This window comes from Hyphomicrobium sp. 2TAF46 (assembly GCF_052114865.1).
Taxonomy (GTDB): Bacteria; Pseudomonadota; Alphaproteobacteria; order Rhizobiales; family Hyphomicrobiaceae; genus Hyphomicrobium_B.
Genome location: NZ_JBFRFO010000001.1, coordinates 638,181 through 654,484, shown reverse-complemented (window position 1 = coordinate 654,484; position 16,304 = coordinate 638,181). Strand labels below are relative to the sequence as shown.

Annotated in this window: 12 protein-coding genes and 1 tRNA gene; 3 read left to right on the top strand and 10 right to left on the bottom strand. The window is 60.8% G+C overall.

Annotation, left to right across the window (positions count from 1 at the left end):
• Positions 1-55: 55 nt before the first annotated feature.
• A complete protein-coding gene (locus AB4Z24_RS02990) occupies positions 56-2,857 on the bottom strand; it encodes a [protein-PII] uridylyltransferase (RefSeq protein ID WP_441705861.1) in 2,802 nt (933 codons plus the stop codon).
• Positions 2,854-5,685 carry a DNA mismatch repair protein MutS gene (mutS, locus tag AB4Z24_RS02985; RefSeq protein WP_441705859.1) on the bottom strand — a complete coding sequence of 944 codons (2,832 nt, stop codon included), beginning with the start codon at positions 5,683-5,685 and terminating at the stop codon, positions 2,854-2,856. The genes AB4Z24_RS02990 and mutS overlap by 4 nt, the downstream gene beginning before the upstream one ends.
• A 194-nt stretch (positions 5,686-5,879) precedes the next feature.
• Between mutS and AB4Z24_RS02980 the strand changes: the two genes are divergently transcribed.
• Positions 5,880-8,153, top strand: a complete 2,274-nt coding sequence (locus tag AB4Z24_RS02980) for an NADP-dependent malic enzyme (protein ID WP_441705858.1) — start codon at positions 5,880-5,882, stop codon at positions 8,151-8,153.
• A 59-nt stretch (positions 8,154-8,212) separates the two neighbouring features.
• On the opposite strand, the gene AB4Z24_RS02975 is transcribed toward AB4Z24_RS02980, so the two are convergent.
• From AB4Z24_RS02975 to AB4Z24_RS02950, 6 genes are all read right to left on the bottom strand, one after another.
• Positions 8,213-9,181: a GNAT family N-acetyltransferase gene (locus AB4Z24_RS02975; RefSeq protein ID WP_441705857.1), complete on the bottom strand. Its 969-nt coding sequence runs from the start codon at positions 9,179-9,181 to the stop codon at positions 8,213-8,215.
• A gap of 88 nt (positions 9,182-9,269) precedes the next feature.
• Positions 9,270-11,087, bottom strand: coding sequence for a response regulator (locus AB4Z24_RS02970; protein WP_441705855.1), 1,818 nt, complete (start codon positions 11,085-11,087; stop codon positions 9,270-9,272).
• Positions 11,088-11,313: 226 nt separating this feature from the next.
• Positions 11,314-11,541, bottom strand: a complete 228-nt coding sequence (locus tag AB4Z24_RS02965) for a Trm112 family protein (RefSeq protein ID WP_441705853.1) — start codon at positions 11,539-11,541, stop codon at positions 11,314-11,316.
• 15 nt (positions 11,542-11,556) lie between these two features.
• Entirely contained in the window at positions 11,557-12,240 is a 684-nt protein-coding gene (locus AB4Z24_RS02960; protein WP_290993135.1) for an LON peptidase substrate-binding domain-containing protein, read from the bottom strand.
• 30 nt (positions 12,241-12,270) lie between these two features.
• Positions 12,271-13,182, bottom strand: coding sequence for a thioredoxin (gene trxA, locus AB4Z24_RS02955; RefSeq protein ID WP_441705850.1), 912 nt, complete (start codon positions 13,180-13,182; stop codon positions 12,271-12,273).
• A gap of 26 nt (positions 13,183-13,208) precedes the next feature.
• On the bottom strand, positions 13,209-13,706 hold the full coding sequence (locus AB4Z24_RS02950) for a prolyl-tRNA synthetase associated domain-containing protein (RefSeq protein WP_441705849.1): 498 nt from the start codon (positions 13,704-13,706) through the stop codon (positions 13,209-13,211).
• A gap of 184 nt (positions 13,707-13,890) precedes the next feature.
• Between AB4Z24_RS02950 and AB4Z24_RS02945 the strand changes: the two genes are divergently transcribed.
• Positions 13,891-13,965, top strand: a tRNA-Gly gene (locus AB4Z24_RS02945).
• 218 nt (positions 13,966-14,183) lie between these two features.
• Positions 14,184-14,384, top strand: a complete 201-nt coding sequence (locus tag AB4Z24_RS02940; protein WP_441705847.1) for a hypothetical protein — start codon at positions 14,184-14,186, stop codon at positions 14,382-14,384.
• A 330-nt stretch (positions 14,385-14,714) separates the two neighbouring features.
• Here the strand turns inward: AB4Z24_RS02940 and AB4Z24_RS02935 are convergent, their stop codons facing one another.
• Together AB4Z24_RS02935 and AB4Z24_RS02930 are read right to left on the bottom strand one after the other, a co-directional pair.
• Entirely contained in the window at positions 14,715-15,014 is a 300-nt protein-coding gene (locus tag AB4Z24_RS02935; protein ID WP_441705845.1) for a hypothetical protein, read from the bottom strand.
• A 222-nt stretch (positions 15,015-15,236) separates the two neighbouring features.
• Positions 15,237-15,980, bottom strand: a complete 744-nt coding sequence (locus tag AB4Z24_RS02930) for a hypothetical protein (RefSeq protein WP_441705844.1) — start codon at positions 15,978-15,980, stop codon at positions 15,237-15,239.
• Positions 15,981-16,304: the final 324 nt, after the last annotated feature.

The following is a 16,304-nucleotide window of genomic DNA, read 5'->3' as shown; positions in this document are numbered from 1 at the left end:
GATTGTTGCATTTTGGGCTTCCCGGTTTGGCATTCCGGGGCATTCGCCGCATTCGTCAGGTGCGGGCGGGCTCAGATGTATTCTTCACAGGTTCGGTAATCGGATCGAGAACGGATTGCAATCGCGCTCGTAGGGCGGCTTGGCGGGTTTCGTTGACGATCTGCTTGCCGACCAGATCGGTCACATAAAAGACGTCGACGGCCTTTTCGCCGAATGTCGTGACATGCGCCGAGGCGATGTCGAGCGACAGATCCGAAAGGACGGACGTCAATTCGTATAGGAGGCCTGGGCGGTCGCGGCCGGAAACTTCCAGCACCGTCAGGCGATCGGAAAGCGCGTTGTTGATGACGATCTCGGGCTCGACGGTGAAGGCCTCGACGCCTCGCGAGCCAATCCGCCGCTTCTGAAGCAGAACGGGAAGCTGCTCCTTGCCGGTCAGCAGGCGCTCGATCGTGTCGATGATACGGCGGGCGCGGCGAAGCTCGTCTTCGTCGTCGCGGAATTCGCGATTGAGCAAAAAGGTATCGAGCGCGTAACCGTCGCGCGTCGTCGTGATGTGCGCGCCGGCGATGTTGGCGGCTGCCGCGGCACAGGCGCCGGCGAAGAGGGAGAGAAGCCGCGCGTGGTTCGGCGCGAAGACCGTCAGCTCGGTTATCGCGGTAAAGGCATCGGTCTTGATGGCGGTAGCGAATTTCGTATGCGAGCGCATGGCGTCGCGCACCACGTTCGCATGCTCGACTTGCGTTGCGAGTTCGGTGCGGAGCCAATAGTTCTGATAGTGCCGGGCAATGAAGCTATCGACGCTATCCGCGGGCCAATCGGAGAGTGCGTTGCGCAATGCCGCTTGCGCCTGTTCGATCCGTTCGGCGCGCGGAGCTTGCGTGTGGCCGCCTGCAACGAGCGGTTCGGTTTCGTGATAAAGCGTGCGGAGAAGCTGGCCTTTCCAGCCGTTCCAGACGCCGGGGCCGACGGCCATGATATCGGCGGAGGTCAACAGCAGGAGCAGCTTTAGGCGCTCCGGACTTTGGACGATGCTGGCGAAAGCGCGGATCGTATCGGGATCGGAGATGTCGCGCGAATGCGCGAAGTTGCTCATCGTCAGGTGCTCCTGGATGAGCCAGGCGACGAGTTCCGTTTCGGCGGCCGTCATGCCGAGCCGCGGGCAGACCTTGCGCGCGATGCGGGCGCCGACGGTCGAGTGACTTTCCTTCCGGCCCTTGCCGATATCATGAAGGAACGCTGCAACGAGCAGGGCGCGGCGGTTCTGTATGGAGGAAAAGATGGCCGTCGAAAGCGGCAGATCGGCCGCAAGCTCGCCGCGTTCGATGGCGACGACGTTGCCGAGCGTGCGTAACAGGTGCTCATCGACCGTGTAGTGATGATACATGTTGAACTGCATCATCGCGACGATGCGGCCGAACTCGGGCAGGAAGCGGCCGAGCACGCCGGCTTCGTTCATATGACGGAGGGATGCCTCCGGGTTTCCGTGTGCCGTCAACAGCGAAAGAAAAATGCTGTTGGCTTCGGGGTCATGGCGAAGCTTGTCGTCTATGAGCCGAAGCGAGCCGCGAAGCAGGCGGATCGCATCGGGATGGAGATAAGCGCCCGTATTCGCGGCTTGCGCGAAGAAGCGGATGAGATTGACCGGATCGCGAACGAAGACATCGGCGTCGGCGACGTTCAGGCGGTCATTATCGATGCGGAAATCGGTTTTCTGGCGGACCTCGCGCCGCATCTTCCAGCTCAGCGGATTAAGGAGCCGCTTGAAGCCGGGCGACGTCTTCAGCTGCTGCATTTCGAGCGCACCGCAGAGGATCGTCGTCAGGTCGCCGACGTCTTTCGCGATGAGGAAGTAGTGCTTCATGAAGCGCTCGACGGCGCGCAGACCGTCGCGCGAGGTGTAGCCGAGGCTTTGCGCCATCGCCGGCTGCACTTCGAACGACAGGACTTCTTCGGCGCGTCCGGTCAGGAAGTGCAGGAAGCAGCGCACGCGCCAGAGGAAATCTTCGCAACGCCGAAAGGTCTGCACCTCTTCAGGCGTGAAGATCCCGGCTTCGACGGCGGCGGCGCCGACTTCCTGATTGAAGATGTATTTCGACAGCCATTGCAGCGTATGGAGATCGCGGAGGCCGCCTTTGCCGTCCTTGATGTTCGGCTCGACTTTGTAGCGGCTTGAACCTGCGCGCCGCGTTCGCTCGTCGCGCTCGGCCATCTTGGCGTCGATGAACTGGCGTGCGGTGCCGGCGACGACCTCCGAGCGGAAGCGATCCTCGAACTCTGCGAAGAGCTGCTTGTCGCCGAGGATGAGCCGGGAATCGAGAAGGGCGGTGCGTATCGTGATGTCGGCGAGGCCGAGCTTCAGACATTGCTCGACCGTGCGCGTCGCGTGGCCGACCTTGAAGCCCAAGTCCCAGAGCAGATAGAGCATGTACTCGGCAACGCTCTCGCCCCAGGGCGTCTGCTTGTAGGGAAGCAGAAACAGGAGATCGATGTCGGAGCCCGGCGCGAGAAGGCCGCGCCCGTAGCCGCCGGTCGCCACAATCGCCATGCGCTCGGCATCGGAGGGATTGGTGGCGCGATAGACGTGGACGACCGTGTAATCGTAGATCAGCCTGATCATCTCGTCCTGAAACAGGCTGAGACCGGAGGCGCAGCGTCTGCCGTTTCCGTCGGCTTCGAGCGCGATGCGCGCCGATTCCCGCGCATTCCTCAAAATCGTCTTCAGGCTGTCGAGTACCTTGGGGCGCGCATCGGCCGGCGAGCTGCTCGCGTTGAAATGCCCGGTCAGCTCGCGGCGCGCGGCAAGCTTGTCGAAGTAAGGCGGCGGGACGAGCTCATTCAAGGTTTCATTGGTCAAGGCTTCGTCTTCTTCTGGGCTTCGGCAAGAGCCTTGAGTTCATACATTTTTTCGAGTGCCGCCTTGGGCGACAGCTCATCAGGATGCATGGCGTCGAGCAGCTTTTCAACGGCTGAAGGCTCCTTGCCGGCGGCTGCGCTCGTCGGCCGCGCCGCGGAGAACAATGGCAGATCGTCGATACCTTCGTTGCCAATGCGTGGTCGGCGATCGGCCTTCTCCAAGCGCTCCAGGACCTGACGTGCCCGGGAGACGACGGTTTCGGGGAGGCCCGCGAGCTTGGCGACTTGAATACCATAGGAGCGGTCGGCGGCGCCGGGTTTAACCTTATGCAGGAAAACGATGTTATCGTGCCATTCGGTAACGTCCATCGTGACGTTCGCGATCCCATCGAGGCGTCGCGCCAGAGCGGTCAGCTCGTGATAGTGGGTTGCGAAGAGCGCCCGCGCCTTGGTCACCCCATGCAGATATTCGACCGTCGCCCACGCGATCGACAAGCCGTCGAACGTCGCGGTGCCACGGCCGATCTCGTCCAGGATGACGAGGGAACGCTCCGTTGCCTGATTAAGGATCGCGGCCGTTTCGACCATTTCAACCATGAACGTCGAGCGTCCGCGTGCCAGATCGTCGGAGGCGCCGACGCGCGAGAACAGCCGGTCGACGATGCCGATGTGGGCGGAGCGCGCGGGCACGTATGAGCCCATCTGGGCCATCACCGTGATCAAGGCGTTCTGGCGAAGGAACGTCGATTTGCCGGCCATATTCGGTCCGGTCACAAGCCAGATGCGTGCATCGGGAAGCTCGTCGAAGCCCGGCGGCGCATCGGCTCCGCCTTTTCCGAGAACGCAGTCGTTTTCGATGAACGCCGCGCCGTTGCTCTTCGCCAGAGCCTGCTGGACGACGGGGTGACGGCCGCCACGGATTTCGAATGCGGGGCTGTGATCGGTCACCGGCCGCACATAGCCTTGCTCGAGCGCCAGCGTCGCGAGCGCCGCATAGACGTCGAGTTCGGCGAGGGCGCCCGCCGCCGCGCCAAGGGTCTCGCTCGCGGCTCCGATGTCTTGCGCGAGGTTCGCGAAGATTTCCTGCTCCAAGTTCAGCGCGCGTTCGCTTGCGGAGGCGATCTGGCCTTCGGTTTCGAGCAGTTCCGCGGTCGAGAATCGTACCGCGTTTGCCATCGTTTGCCGGTGCTTGAAGCGCTCCGACAGGGGCGGCGAGAGCAGAGGTTTGGCGTTGAGCTGCGTCGCCTCGATATAAAAGCCGAGAATATTGTTGTGGCGTACGCGAAGGGCTTTGATGCCCGTCTCTTCGATGTAGCGCGTTTCGAGTTCCGCCATGACGCGGCGGCTGTCGTTCCTCAGTTCGCGTGCGGTATCGAGATCGCGACTATAGCCGTCTCTGACGAAGCCGCCGTCGCGCTTCAACAGCGGCGGATCATCGACCAGTGCACTCTGAAGTGCAGCGTTGAGCGATGCTGGAACCGCGGTCAGACGTGTGCGGATCGATTGAAGTTCGGGTGCCAAAGGCAGCGGTGCCGCCGCCTCGGCCAGCATTTTTGCGCATTCGGAGGCCGCTTCGATGGCGTCGCGCACGGCTGCGAGATCGCGTGGACCGCCACGTCCGAAACTCAGCCTCGGCAGGGCACGCGCGAGATCGGGTGTTCCGCGCAGGCGAAAGCGGATGTCATCCAACAATAGGCGGTTGGCGAGCAAGAAACCAACGGCGTCGAGGCGCGCGTCGATGGCGGCAGGATCGGTCAGGGGGCTCGAAATGCGCGCCAGGAGTTCGCGAGCGCCTGCGCCTGTTATCGTGCGGTCGATCGCGCCGAGCAGGGACGAAGATTTGTCTCCCGAGGATGACTTCACAAGTTCTAGGCTCGTTCGGCTGGCGGCATCGATGAAAAGCGAGGCGCTGCCGGTCCGGCGCGGGGCGCGGATCAAGGGCTTGCGGCCCATCTGCGTCAGGTCGACGTATTTCAGAACAGCGCCGATGGCTGCGAGTTCATGGCGCGAGAAGGTGCCGAAGCCTGCGAGATCGGTGACGCCCAGGCAGGCTTTGAGATCGCGTGCGCCTGCCGCGCTGTCGAAATATGCCGACGGGACCGGCGTTGTTTTGCCGCCTGAAAATTCGATCGCTCTCGTGAAGGTCTGATCGGAGAGGAGATCGTCCGCGGCGAGGACTTCGCTCGGCGCCAAGCGTATCAACTCGCCGGCGAGATCGAGCGCGGAAAGTTCGGCAACCTCGAACTCACCCGTCGAGATGTCGAGTGAAGCCAGCGCGACGCGCGAATCCGCGTTATCCGGTCCTCGAGCCGACGGCCTCGCACCGAAAACTGCGGTAAGATAATTGCTGGCTTTGGCGTCCAGCAGCGCTTCTTCCGTCAATGTGCCGGGCGTGACGAGGCGGACGACATCGCGTTTGACGACAGCCTTGGCGCCACGCTTTCTGGCTTCGGCCGGGTCTTCAAGCTGCTCGCAAACGGCGACGCGATAGCCCTTCTTGATCAGACGCTGCAGATATTCGTCGGCCCGGTGCACCGGGACGCCACACATGGGGATGTCCTGGCCGCGATGTTTGCCGCGCTTCGTCAGCACAATCGACAGCGCTTCGGAGGCGGTAACCGCATCTTCAAAAAATAATTCGTAGAAGTCGCCCATGCGATACCAGAGCAGACTGTCTGGATTCGCAGCCTTGATTTCGAGATACTGCGCCATCGACGGCGTCGCCTCGTTAGAGACGGCCGCTTCGCTATCGCTGTGCGACACTTCGGCTGCCACAGACGGCGCTGATTCGGTTGGGCTGCTCTTGCGCTGCGCGCCGGTTCTGGACATCAAGTGACTACGTTTCAATTTGCCTCGTTGGCTTGATCAATGACGCAGCGTGAAGCGCTCCACCGCCCCGATCCAAGCGTCGGATATGCATAGGTTGCCGTATCGTCTGCTGCAACCTATCGTGCCGGCTCTTTTCCCCTGAAGTGTGCCTCGGAAGCCCCGCGTGCACAAATTTTCACGAACGGTCCAACAGCATGGCCTCCCCTCCTCGCGCAGCCCAAGTCACGGCTCAGGAAGCGCTCGCATTCCACGCGGGCGGCAAACCCGGAAAACTCGAGATAACCCCGACGAAGCCGCTGGCGACGCAGCGTGATCTTTCGCTGGCTTACTCGCCGGGCGTTGCCATTCCGGTGCTGGCGATCGCGGAAAACCCGCGAGACGCCTATGCCTACACGAGCAAGGGGAATTTCGTCGCCGTGGTGTCGAACGGCACGGCTATTCTCGGGTTGGGCAATCTTGGAGCACTGGCTTCAAAGCCGGTGATGGAGGGCAAGGCGGCGCTCTTCAAGCGCTTTGCCGATCTCGATGCGATCGACCTGCTCGTCGACACGCCGGATCCGGATGCTTTCATCAACTCGGTGCGCTACCTCGGACCTTCGTTCGGGGGCATCAATCTCGAAGATATCAAGTCGCCGGACTGCTTTGTCATCGAAGAGAAGCTGAAGGAGCTTCTCGACATTCCTGTTTTTCACGACGATCAGCATGGGACTGCGATCGTTGTGGCGGCGGGCATTCTGAATGGGCTCCGCGTCGTCGAGAAAGACATCGGCGATGTGAAGCTCGTCTGCGCGGGCGCAGGCGCGGCGGCGCTCGCGTGTCTCAATCTGCTCGTGATGATCGGCGTCAAGCGCGAGAACATCACCGTCTGCGATATCAAAGGTGTCGTCTACGAGGGCCGGAAGGAACTCATGGACATCTACAAGGCGCCGTTTGCGCAGAAGACGAATGCGCGCGTGCTGGCGGATGTCATTCAAGGCGCCGACATCTTTCTCGGGCTTTCGGCGGCCGGCGTGCTGTCGCAAGAGATGGTGACACAGATGGGTCCGAAGCCCATCATCTTCGCTATGGCAAATCCCGATCCGGAGATCACCCCGGAAGAGGTGAAGGCCGTCCGCTCCGATGCGGTGATGGCGACGGGCCGCTCGGACTACCCCAATCAGGTCAACAACGTTCTCTGCTTTCCCTTCATCTTTCGCGGCGCGCTCGACGTTCATGCGACGACGATCAACGACGCGATGAAGATCGCCGCGGCCGAGGCGATCGCGGCGCTGGCGCGCGCTGAGGTTCCCGACAAGGTCGCGGCGGCATTTCACGGCGAGCGCCCAACATTCGGGCCCGGCTACATCATTCCTGCGCCTTTCGATCCCCGGCTGTTGCCGCACGTTTCGGCAGCCGTTGCGAAGGCGGCGATGGATTCAGGCGTCGCGCGCAATCCGATCGTCGACATGGAAGGCTATGTGGCGCGGCTGAAGGCGCGCCTCGATCCCGTCGCCGGCTGGCTGCAATCGACGTTCGATGCGGTCCGTAACGATCCGAAACGCGTTGTGTTCGCCGAGGGCGAAGATCATGCCGTTATCCGCGCGGCGAACACGTTTTTCCAGCAGGGCTTCGGACAGCCGATTCTGATCGGATCGAAGAAAGTTGTCACCGAGCGGTTTCGTGAGCTCGGAATTCCCCTCAGAAGCGAGTTCCTGCTGGTCGATACGACGGCCTCGCCGTTCATCCCGGAATTCACGGAATTGCTCTATTCGCGTCTTCAACGCCGCGGGTATTTGAAACGAGACTGCGAACGCCTCGTCACCAACGAGCGCAACGTGTTTGGCGCACTGATGGTCGCTCATGGCCATGCCGACGCGATGGTTTCCGGTGTCACGCGAAACTGGACGAGCGTTTATTCCGACGTTCACCGCGTGATGGATCCGAAGCCTGGGCGGCATGTCATCGGCGTGTCGCTGGCGCTGAGCAGGGGCCGCGCTGTTCTCGTCGCCGACACCAGCATTCATGATTTTCCGACGGCGGAGCAGCTTGCCAATATCGCCGTCGAAGCCGCGCGAACGGCGCGTGCCTTCGGTATCGAGCCGCGTGTGGCGCTGCTCGCCTATTCAACTTTTGGACAGCCAAGAACCGAGCGCTCCGAGCAGGTCCGGCAGGCGGTGCGCATTCTCGATGAGCGACGGGTCGATTTCGAATACGATGGCGACATGGCTGCCGACGTCGCGCTCAATCGCAATCTGATGGGGCACTATCCGTTCTGCCGTCTGTCGGATACGGCGAACGTTCTCGTCATGCCGGCATTTCACGCGGCGTCGATCTCGACAAAGATGCTGAAGGAGCTTGGCGGGGCGACGATCATCGGGCCGATCGTCGTCGGACTTTCGCATCCGGTGCAGATCTGCACGTTCGGTTCGACCGACGCCGATATCGTCAATATGGCGGCGCTTGCGGCTTACGGCGCCGGCCGCGAGTAGGTGTCCAACGCCCCCTCATCCGGCCTTCGGCCACCTTCTCCCTCAGGGAGAAGAAAGATCTAAGCGTCGATCGCGATCCGGCTCTTGGTTTCCTCCGGCGCGCCGTAGTGTTCGAAGTAGCGCGGATCGATGTTTGCCACCGGCATGATGACGAGAACGTCCGTCGTGCCGAATTGCTTGTCGAGAACGGCGCCGTCGCCGAAATATGCGCCGAGCCGCAGGTAAGCCTTGATGAGCGGCGGCATCGCCTTCAGCGCGGCCTTCTGATTGATGTCGGTGAGCGGCATGCGGTCCATCGGGATATAGAGCCGATCGTGGGCCCGGCAGCGCCACTCTTCAGGAGCCATTGCCCGATGATGCAGATAGCTCAGCGCCATTTCATGTTCTTGGAGATCGATGCCCTCGAAGCTCGCGCAGCCGATCATGACGTCGATGCGATTTTCGCGGACGTAGGTCCAAAGGCCGTGCCACAGAAGCTCGACCGACCGCTTGCTGCGGTAAGGTGCCAGGACACATGAGCGGCCAAGCTCCATGAACCGGTGCGTCGTGGCCTTGCGGCGGAGGAGGGACGCAATGTCGTATTCGCCTGCCGTGTAGAATCCCGGGCCGCGCTCGGCGACGTCCTGGCGAAGGATGCGATAGGTGCCGACGACTTTCGGCTTCTCGGGCCGGCCTGCGCGTCCCGGCTTTGTCTGATCGGTATCGACGACGAGAAGATGATCGCAGAGGGCGTCGTAGGCGTCCTCATCGCGGCGGCGAAACTGCGCGAGGCGCGTCGGGACAGCCGACATTTCCTCGTAGAAAACCTGGTAGCGCAGACGCTGCGCCAGCTTGATCTCAGCCCAGGTGCGGGCTAAGCGGACCTCGAGATTGCCAACACGGCCGTAGATTTTGGGCTCGATGTCGCGGGGCAATCCGCTGAAGCGGCGCGCGGGCGCTTTTAGGGCGTTCAGTGCGGCAAGTCCCGCAGGTATCTTTCCCGGTAAACCCGGCCGCCATCTGCCCCGGTCTGCGATCGACTGCCACATAGAGGGAGCTTCCCTGCTCAGTTGCCTGAGATGCCGCTAGCACGATTCCGTGACAGTTTTTAGATTCAACCTTGCGCGTCATAGCGCTTCAGGCGGCCGGCGTCGCTTCGCCGAGGTTCGGCCCCGTCCATCTGAGCAGCAGATCATGGAGATCGCGCGCGTCGAAGGGCTTCGCGAGATAGTCGTCCATTCCAGCCAAACGGCAGCGTTCCCGGTCTTCCGGGAAGGCATTCGCGGTTAACGCGATGATCGGCGGGCACGGCGGGCCGAGGGGCTTTCGCTCCGAATAGAGGGCCTTGATGGATTTCGTGGCCGTTAGTCCGTCGATGCCGGGCATCTGCAGATCCATCAAAACGACATCGAACGCTGACCGTTTGCCTTCGATCGTTTCCCACATCGCTTTTATAGCGGAGCGTCCGTCTTCGACGACCGTCGCTTTGCCACCCGCGCGCTCGATGACCTTACACGCGAGGAGTGCGTTGATCCGGTTGTCTTCGGCGACCAGAACGCTGAAGGGACGGCGGCGGATGGAACCGGAGGCGGCGCAGGTGTCTTCGAGCACCGCATCGCCCGGAGCTTCGGCGCGTTGCAGTTCCAGAACGGCCGTAAAGGCGGCCCCGTCCGCGCGGTCTTTGCCTGCGACGATGGCGCCGGACATGGCTTGTGCGAGGCGTTTTGAAATTGCCAATCCGAGGCCGGTGTCTCCCGGATGGCTTGCCGTGGTTTCGTCTCGCTCGAACTCGTCGAAAAGCCGGGTGGTCGCACCCCGGGGGATGCAGGTGCCGGAATCGGCAACTTCGATGGCGATACGGACCGCGTTCGGAAAGCTCGGCTTCTTCAAATCGAGCTCGGTTCGCACGGCAACGCCGCCGGCCTTGGTGAGCTTCACCGTATTCGAAAGCAGATTGAGAATGATCTGGCGGACCCGCATTTCATCGCCGCGCACCCATTCGGGCACGGCGCTGGACATCGTGGATGTGAGTGCAAGCCGCTTGGCGGCGGCATCGGGCATCATGAGCTGCAGCGTTTGCGCGATACAATTTTGCAGCGAAAAGACGTCGGTCGTCAGATCGAGCTTTCCCGCTTCGATTTTCGAGAAATCGAGGATGTCGTCGAGCAGGACGAGCAACGCCTGCGCGGACTCTTCGGCGGCGCGAGCCTGCATCGCCTGTTCACCGTCGAGGCTGGTATCGCGCATGAGACTGATCATGCCGAGGATACCGTTCATCGGCGTTCTGATTTCGTGGCTCATCGCCGCGAGGAAGCGCGATTTCTCTTGGCTCGTGGCTTCGGCGCGGTCGCGGGCGGTTTTGAGATTTTGTTCGATTTCGCGCTCGGCCGTGACGTCGTGACCGACGCTTTGAATTTCGATTTCGTTCGTCTCGCCGATGACTTCACTTGCGATCCACGCAATCCATCGCTTGCCGTTGCGCGTCTTCACATGCTCGAGTGTGCGCCTTCCCGACGGCGATGATCCGGCAGCCGCCTCCGTTCTGATGACGGGATGACGATAAATCGAGCCGAGGACGTCTTCGCCACGGATATCGAAAGCGTTGAAGAAGGCGCGATTGGCGAACCGCAAGCGGCCGTCGAGCGAGTGACGGACGACAAAATCGTGCTGGGCATCTAGAAATTGACGGTAGCGAACGGCGTTGTCCGACAACCGCCAATGCGCATCCTTCATGTCTTCGAGTTTGCGCATTTCATGGCGTCGACGTAACCGGACAGCACGAGCCATGCCCCATGTCCATTCATGCGACATGAGAACGCCAGCGACGGCGCCGCCCGCGAGTAGCGCGCTTCCAAAGATTGCGACCGCGAGACCGGCGTCGGACTTCGCGCCGCTAGCAGCGAGGCCACCGGCGAGCATCATCAGGCCGGCGAAAAACGCGATCGCCGCACACATGCGCGATGCTCTGACAGCTTGCCGCCTGGGGCGGGCTGACGGTTCAACGCCTTTGCCCACCTTGGCGGGCCGCGTGTACATCGGTTTTTGTAACAACGCTTTTGCCCCTGAATGCGGGGCGACACTCAGCTCACTGTATTTTACAGAATCTAAAGAGACGTGGTTAAACCAGAGCAGCAGCAACTAAAAAAATTTCGCGCGAATCGACGCTGTTTCGCGTCTCGCCTTAAAGTCGCCGAAAATCGTCATCGTTCAATTTGCGTGCGGCTTCTTCGATCATGAGCGGAACGCCATTGCGGATCGGAAAAGCCAATCCTGCCGCTTTGCTGATCAGCTCACGCGCTTTCGCGTCGTAGACAAGACGCGTCTTCGTGAAGGGGCAGACGAGCAGCTCCAGAAGTTTTGGATCGACGGCATTCGCGGGATCATCCGCGGTCTCTTCGGTTTCACTCATCGACTGCTTCCCGACTTACTGCAGGGTCGTGCCACTGCTGCCGTTCGAGGCCAAATCGATTTCCGCGAGAGCGACGAGCACCTCGGCGCGCGATCGCAGATCCTTGGCTTCGAGAAGGGCCTGCTTCTCTTCGGGGCCATAGGGGCACATGACCGAGAGGGCGTTGATCAGGAATTCGTTGGAAGCGCGCTGGATCGTCGCCCAATCGGTTTTCAGGCGGTTGGCTTCGAGATACGTTTTCAGGACACGCAAGAGATTTTGCCGATCGACGAGCTCTTCGCCGAGGCCTTCCGTCAAGTCGCTCGCGAACCGGTCATAGCTGACGCTCATGATGCGATAGGGCTTCTCGGTTTCGGCTTCGCCGACGCTCTGAAAGCGCGTTATGCCGGTGAGCGTGATGATAAGACGGCCGTCGTCGAGTTCTTGATAGGAGGTCACGCGGCCGGCGCATCCGACGGAGCGTAACCCGGCAGTCTTTTCGATTGGGCTTTCCTGATCGTCCTCACCCGATACGACCGGCTGGACGATGCCGATGATCCGCGCGCCCGACATAACGTTGTCGATCATCTCGAGATAGCGCGGTTCGAAAATGTTCAGCGGCAATGTCGCGCGCGGCAGCAAGATCGCCCCACGAAGCGGAAAGACTGCAATCCTCGGGGGCAGGTCGGCTGGACGCCGGTAGCGTTCCGTGAGCGTCACGTTCGCGTGTCTCCGCTTTGCGCTGAAAACCTAACTGAACAGGATCGATGCGAGCTTCCGCCGGCCTTCGGCAACCAACGGATCCTTCGGGCCCCAGGCGTCAAAAAACTGCAGGAGTTGCTTGCGGGCGGCTTCATCATTCCAATTCCTGTCCATCCTGACGAGATCGAGGAGAAGTTCAAGGGCCTCTTCCCGATCGCCTCTGGCGGCCAGCGCGACCGCCAAATCGAGGCGCGCTTGATGGTCGGCCGGGTTTTTCTGCACGCGCGCCGTCAAAGCGGAAAGGTCGGTCTGGTCAGCCCCTTTTTCGGCAAGCAGAATTGCCGCTTCGATGCTTTTGACGACGGCCAACTCCCGCTTGTCCGGCGGGACGAGCGTCAACGTTTGCTTGGCGCGCGCGACGTCACCGCTTTTCATGTAGCAGCTGGCGAGGCCTGCGAGCGCCTCGGCATTGGTGTGGTCTTCCTGGAGGACGGAGGCGAAGGCTTCGGCGGCACCTTGCAGGTCCCCCTGCTCGAGCAGTTCTTCGCCGGCCTTCAGCACTTCCGTAATACCGAGCTCGGCATCGTCGGCGACAAGCCGGTCGATGAAGGTCTTTATGGCGCTCTCCGGCTGCGCGCCGACGAAGCCGTCGACCGGCTGGCCGTCGCGAAAGGCGTAGATCGTCGGCAGTGATTGAATCCGAAGCTGCGCAGCGATCGCTTGATTTTCGTCGACGTTGACTTTCACGAGGCGGACCTTGCCTCGATAACTGCGGACGACTTTCTCGATCAGTGGCGTCAACTGCTTGCAGGGGCCGCACCATGACGCCCAGAAGTCGACGACGACTGGAAGCGTCTTTGACGCGTCGAGAACGTCCGCTTTGAAAGACGCGGTTGTCGCGTCCTTGATGATGTCCGCGGCGCCTGGCGCGCCAGCGAATTCCTTATCACCGAAATCCATTGACCCAATCTCCTCGCCGCCAATCTTCAAGATGCGGTCAATACCATGACATGGGGTTCATGGCCGGTTGTACAAATGAACCGCAAAAGATCTTCCCGTGCAATGTTCGTGGTGGCGGTGTTTTCGAGCGGATGACAGTTGATGCTCTCTTCCATCATCAGCGCCTGATCGAACACGATCTTCACGCGCTTTGCGGTGTCGTTAATTGCCGCAAATGCGGTCACGGCGCCAGGGGTCACGCCAAGAACTTCTAGCAGCAACTCCGGCTTGCCGAAGGAAAAGCGTCCGGCGGGAAGCCTCTTCGAGAGCGCCTTCAGGTCCACCCGCGTCTCGCTATTGGCGATGACGAGGAAAAGCGCGCCTTTGTCGTCCTTGAGGAAAAGATTCTTGGTGTGGGCCCCGGGGAGGGCGATCTCGATCGTATTCGTGTCGGCGACGGTGAAGGCCGGGGGGTGCTCGACGGTTTTCGTCGGAAACCCGAGTTCGTCCAAAACCGAGAACAGTTGTGCGCGTGTATGGGGCATGGAAGGGGGCTCGTGCTGGGGCCGGGACATTATCATTCGGATGGATATGCGGTAGCGGCCGGGGGCTTACATTTTGTCTCAATGGGCCGCCCGGATATCGCTGTGAAGAGGCCTTGCATTGGATTGTCACTTGCGCCATAAGGCGGGTCTTCCATCGCCGCAAGGCGCTGATGCTGCTGGACATGCGGGTGTAGCTCAGGGGTAGAGCACGACCTTGCCAAGGTCGGGGTCGAGGGTTCGAATCCCTTCGCCCGCTCCAGTATCTTCAAGATTTCAGAATACCTCCTGGAATCCGCACGGATTGTGCAACGCCGTATCCGCGAATCATCTTGGCGTGTCTAAGCAACACTCCGATCCGATATAAGCCCGCTATTGCCCGCTTTACGAAAGCGTATGGAAAGCGAGCCCGACCCCGTCGCTATAGGTAGCTCCTCACTTGGCGTCAAAACGACGCTCGCAACCAAGGAGGGAAGCCTCATGAAGACTACGTTGGGTGTCGCCTTCGCGGCCGCCGCGATGGTTCTTGGAGCTGGATTTGCCAGCGCTGCTACGCTCAGCAGCGATGTGCAGACGCTCAAGCAGATTTCCGCGCAATCGTCGGTGAGCCAAGAAGTTTATTGGCGTCGCCACCGTCATTGCTGGTGGAGACACGGACACCGTCATTGCCGTTGGTGGTAAAGGTTCAAATACGGCGCCCCCAGGGCGCCGTATTTCCATCGCGGCAGCGCCGCTTCTGAGACTCGCTCGGGACATACAGCCGGAGGAAAATGCATCCGCCTTGATAGGAAAGGGTGCAAATGTGTTGAAACGCTCTGTGCAGTTTCTTCAAGCGGCTTTGGCCTGCGGAATCATGGTTATTCTTATTTTCAGTGCTCCGCTATTGGTTGCCGCAACTCCCATACACTTCGATATCTCATTCGTGCGGCCTGGGCATTTTTAGCCGCCGATAGCTTCCCCCCGAAAGCGACGCAATACAAAACCGGCCCCAATAGGGGCCGGTCACCGAGTTTAGCGGTAATAATAGCGGCGATGATATCGGCGATAATAGTAGTAATCGTCGTAGGGATAATCATCGTAATAGGCGTCATCATAATAGGGGCCGTAGAATCCGATAGCCGGACCCCAACCCCAGCCGCCCCATCCGCGGCGTCCGTGCCAATGGCCGCCATAGCCGCCATGTGCGAAGTGACCGTGACCGAAGTGGCCGCCAAAATGGCCATGTCTGCCCCCCGCTTCGGCGCCGGCAGCGAAGCCTGCTACCGCAAGTGCGGCCACTGCACCGCCAAGAGCTTTTTTCCAACCGTCCATATCGAGCTCCGTTAAATCCGAAAAGCGATCCACTGATCGCCCTCGCAATAAACGGATAAAATCGGCTGCAGTTCTCATGCATTTATAGCAATGCAGCCTAGCTCTCGTTGGAATTCGGCGGCTTTATTGCGTGCTATTTCGGTCCATTGCGGTGTCATTTGTGCAACGGCGAATTGAACTTAAGGTTCCTTTTCGGCAATGCCACGTATTGTTATTCGCCGTTCAATCCGCTTCCGGCCGCGACCGTGAATTGACCCAGACGTCCCGCCCTTCGCGCAGGAGGACGCGTTCGCGATGAGCGGCGACGACTGGCGGATGATCCACGACTTCGGCGGTTGCCGGACGAACGACAATCGATCGGTTGATCAGTCCGTGAACCGGCCGTTCGTAGACGCGAGTCGCGGTGGCGGGTTTGATGAGAACGGGGCGCGGGGCGATGCCGTAGACGGCGGGGGACACGTAAATAATGCGGCGGGCGGGACTGACGACGACGTCGCGCGCAATCGTTTTCGTGACGGGCGGCGTTCGAACTTTGCAAAGCCTTTCGCGCCCGGAGAGCTCACGCGTACGTTCCCAGGCGACGCCGCCAGGTGAGACGACGATGGTCTGCTCGACGCGGCGGGTCACCGGTGGAATAAACTCGACGCGTTTGGTCTCCGCTTTGACGAGTACGCGCTCGAATTTCGTGGCGTAGACGGGTGGCGCGGCTACCGTTCGCCACCTGCCGGGGCGCATGACGACGGGAACGGTGACCTGTTTGACGACGGGCGGCGTTGTCACAACTTCACGCCAGCCCGGACGGACGATGACCTGACGCGTTTTGGTCGCGTAGACGGCAGGCGTTCTCACCTTTTCGTAGCAGGTAATGGCGCGTTCGCTGCAGCGATCGCTTGCGGAAAATGCCGGGGCCGCCACAAGCACAATCACCGAAGCGGCGAGTGAAGCCCGGATCACAAAATTTCGCATTCCATGCCTCACAAACCTATCAAGGCGCCGCGAAATCCGATTAAATTTCGAGTGTTCAGTGAAACATCAGATTTTCGGCTGATAATCGAAGTATTCAGGCCACGGATGCAGGTTACCGGAAAGGCTATCGGAGATGTCGTTTGGCAGCGAACTTGGTAAAGCTGTAGGCGGCTGTATGGGCGCCAAGTAATCGGACCGGGCGCCTTGCGAGCCGTTAGGGAAGCCCATACCAACCGGTTAACATCCGGCTTGCAAATTTCGTCCCACCACGTCCATTAGCGGCAGCCGAACGAGATTCGGTTCAACGATGGGGTCCGTCAAATC

Bases quoted from the DNA above. Each gene is read 5' to 3' on its own strand.
- AB4Z24_RS02950 (WP_441705849.1), bottom strand. From the start codon at position 13,706: ATGCCCCATACACGCGCACAACTGTTCTCGGTTTTGGACGAACTCGGG.
- AB4Z24_RS02940 (WP_441705847.1), top strand. From the start codon at position 14,184: ATGAAGACTACGTTGGGTGTCGCCTTCGCGGCCGCCGCGATGGTTCTT.
- AB4Z24_RS02930 (WP_441705844.1), bottom strand. From the start codon at position 15,980: ATGCGAAATTTTGTGATCCGGGCTTCACTCGCCGCTTCGGTGATTGTG.
- AB4Z24_RS02965 (WP_441705853.1), bottom strand. From the start codon at position 11,541: ATGAGTGAAACCGAAGAGACCGCGGATGATCCCGCGAATGCCGTCGAT.
- AB4Z24_RS02970 (WP_441705855.1), bottom strand. From the start codon at position 11,087: ATGTGTGCGGCGATCGCGTTTTTCGCCGGCCTGATGATGCTCGCCGGT.
- AB4Z24_RS02935 (WP_441705845.1), bottom strand. From the start codon at position 15,014: ATGGACGGTTGGAAAAAAGCTCTTGGCGGTGCAGTGGCCGCACTTGCG.
- AB4Z24_RS02975 (WP_441705857.1), bottom strand. From the start codon at position 9,181: ATGTGGCAGTCGATCGCAGACCGGGGCAGATGGCGGCCGGGTTTACCG.
- AB4Z24_RS02980 (WP_441705858.1), top strand. From the start codon at position 5,880: ATGGCCTCCCCTCCTCGCGCAGCCCAAGTCACGGCTCAGGAAGCGCTC.
- trxA (WP_441705850.1), bottom strand. From the start codon at position 13,182: ATGGATTTCGGTGATAAGGAATTCGCTGGCGCGCCAGGCGCCGCGGAC.
- mutS (WP_441705859.1), bottom strand. From the start codon at position 5,685: ATGTCCAGAACCGGCGCGCAGCGCAAGAGCAGCCCAACCGAATCAGCG.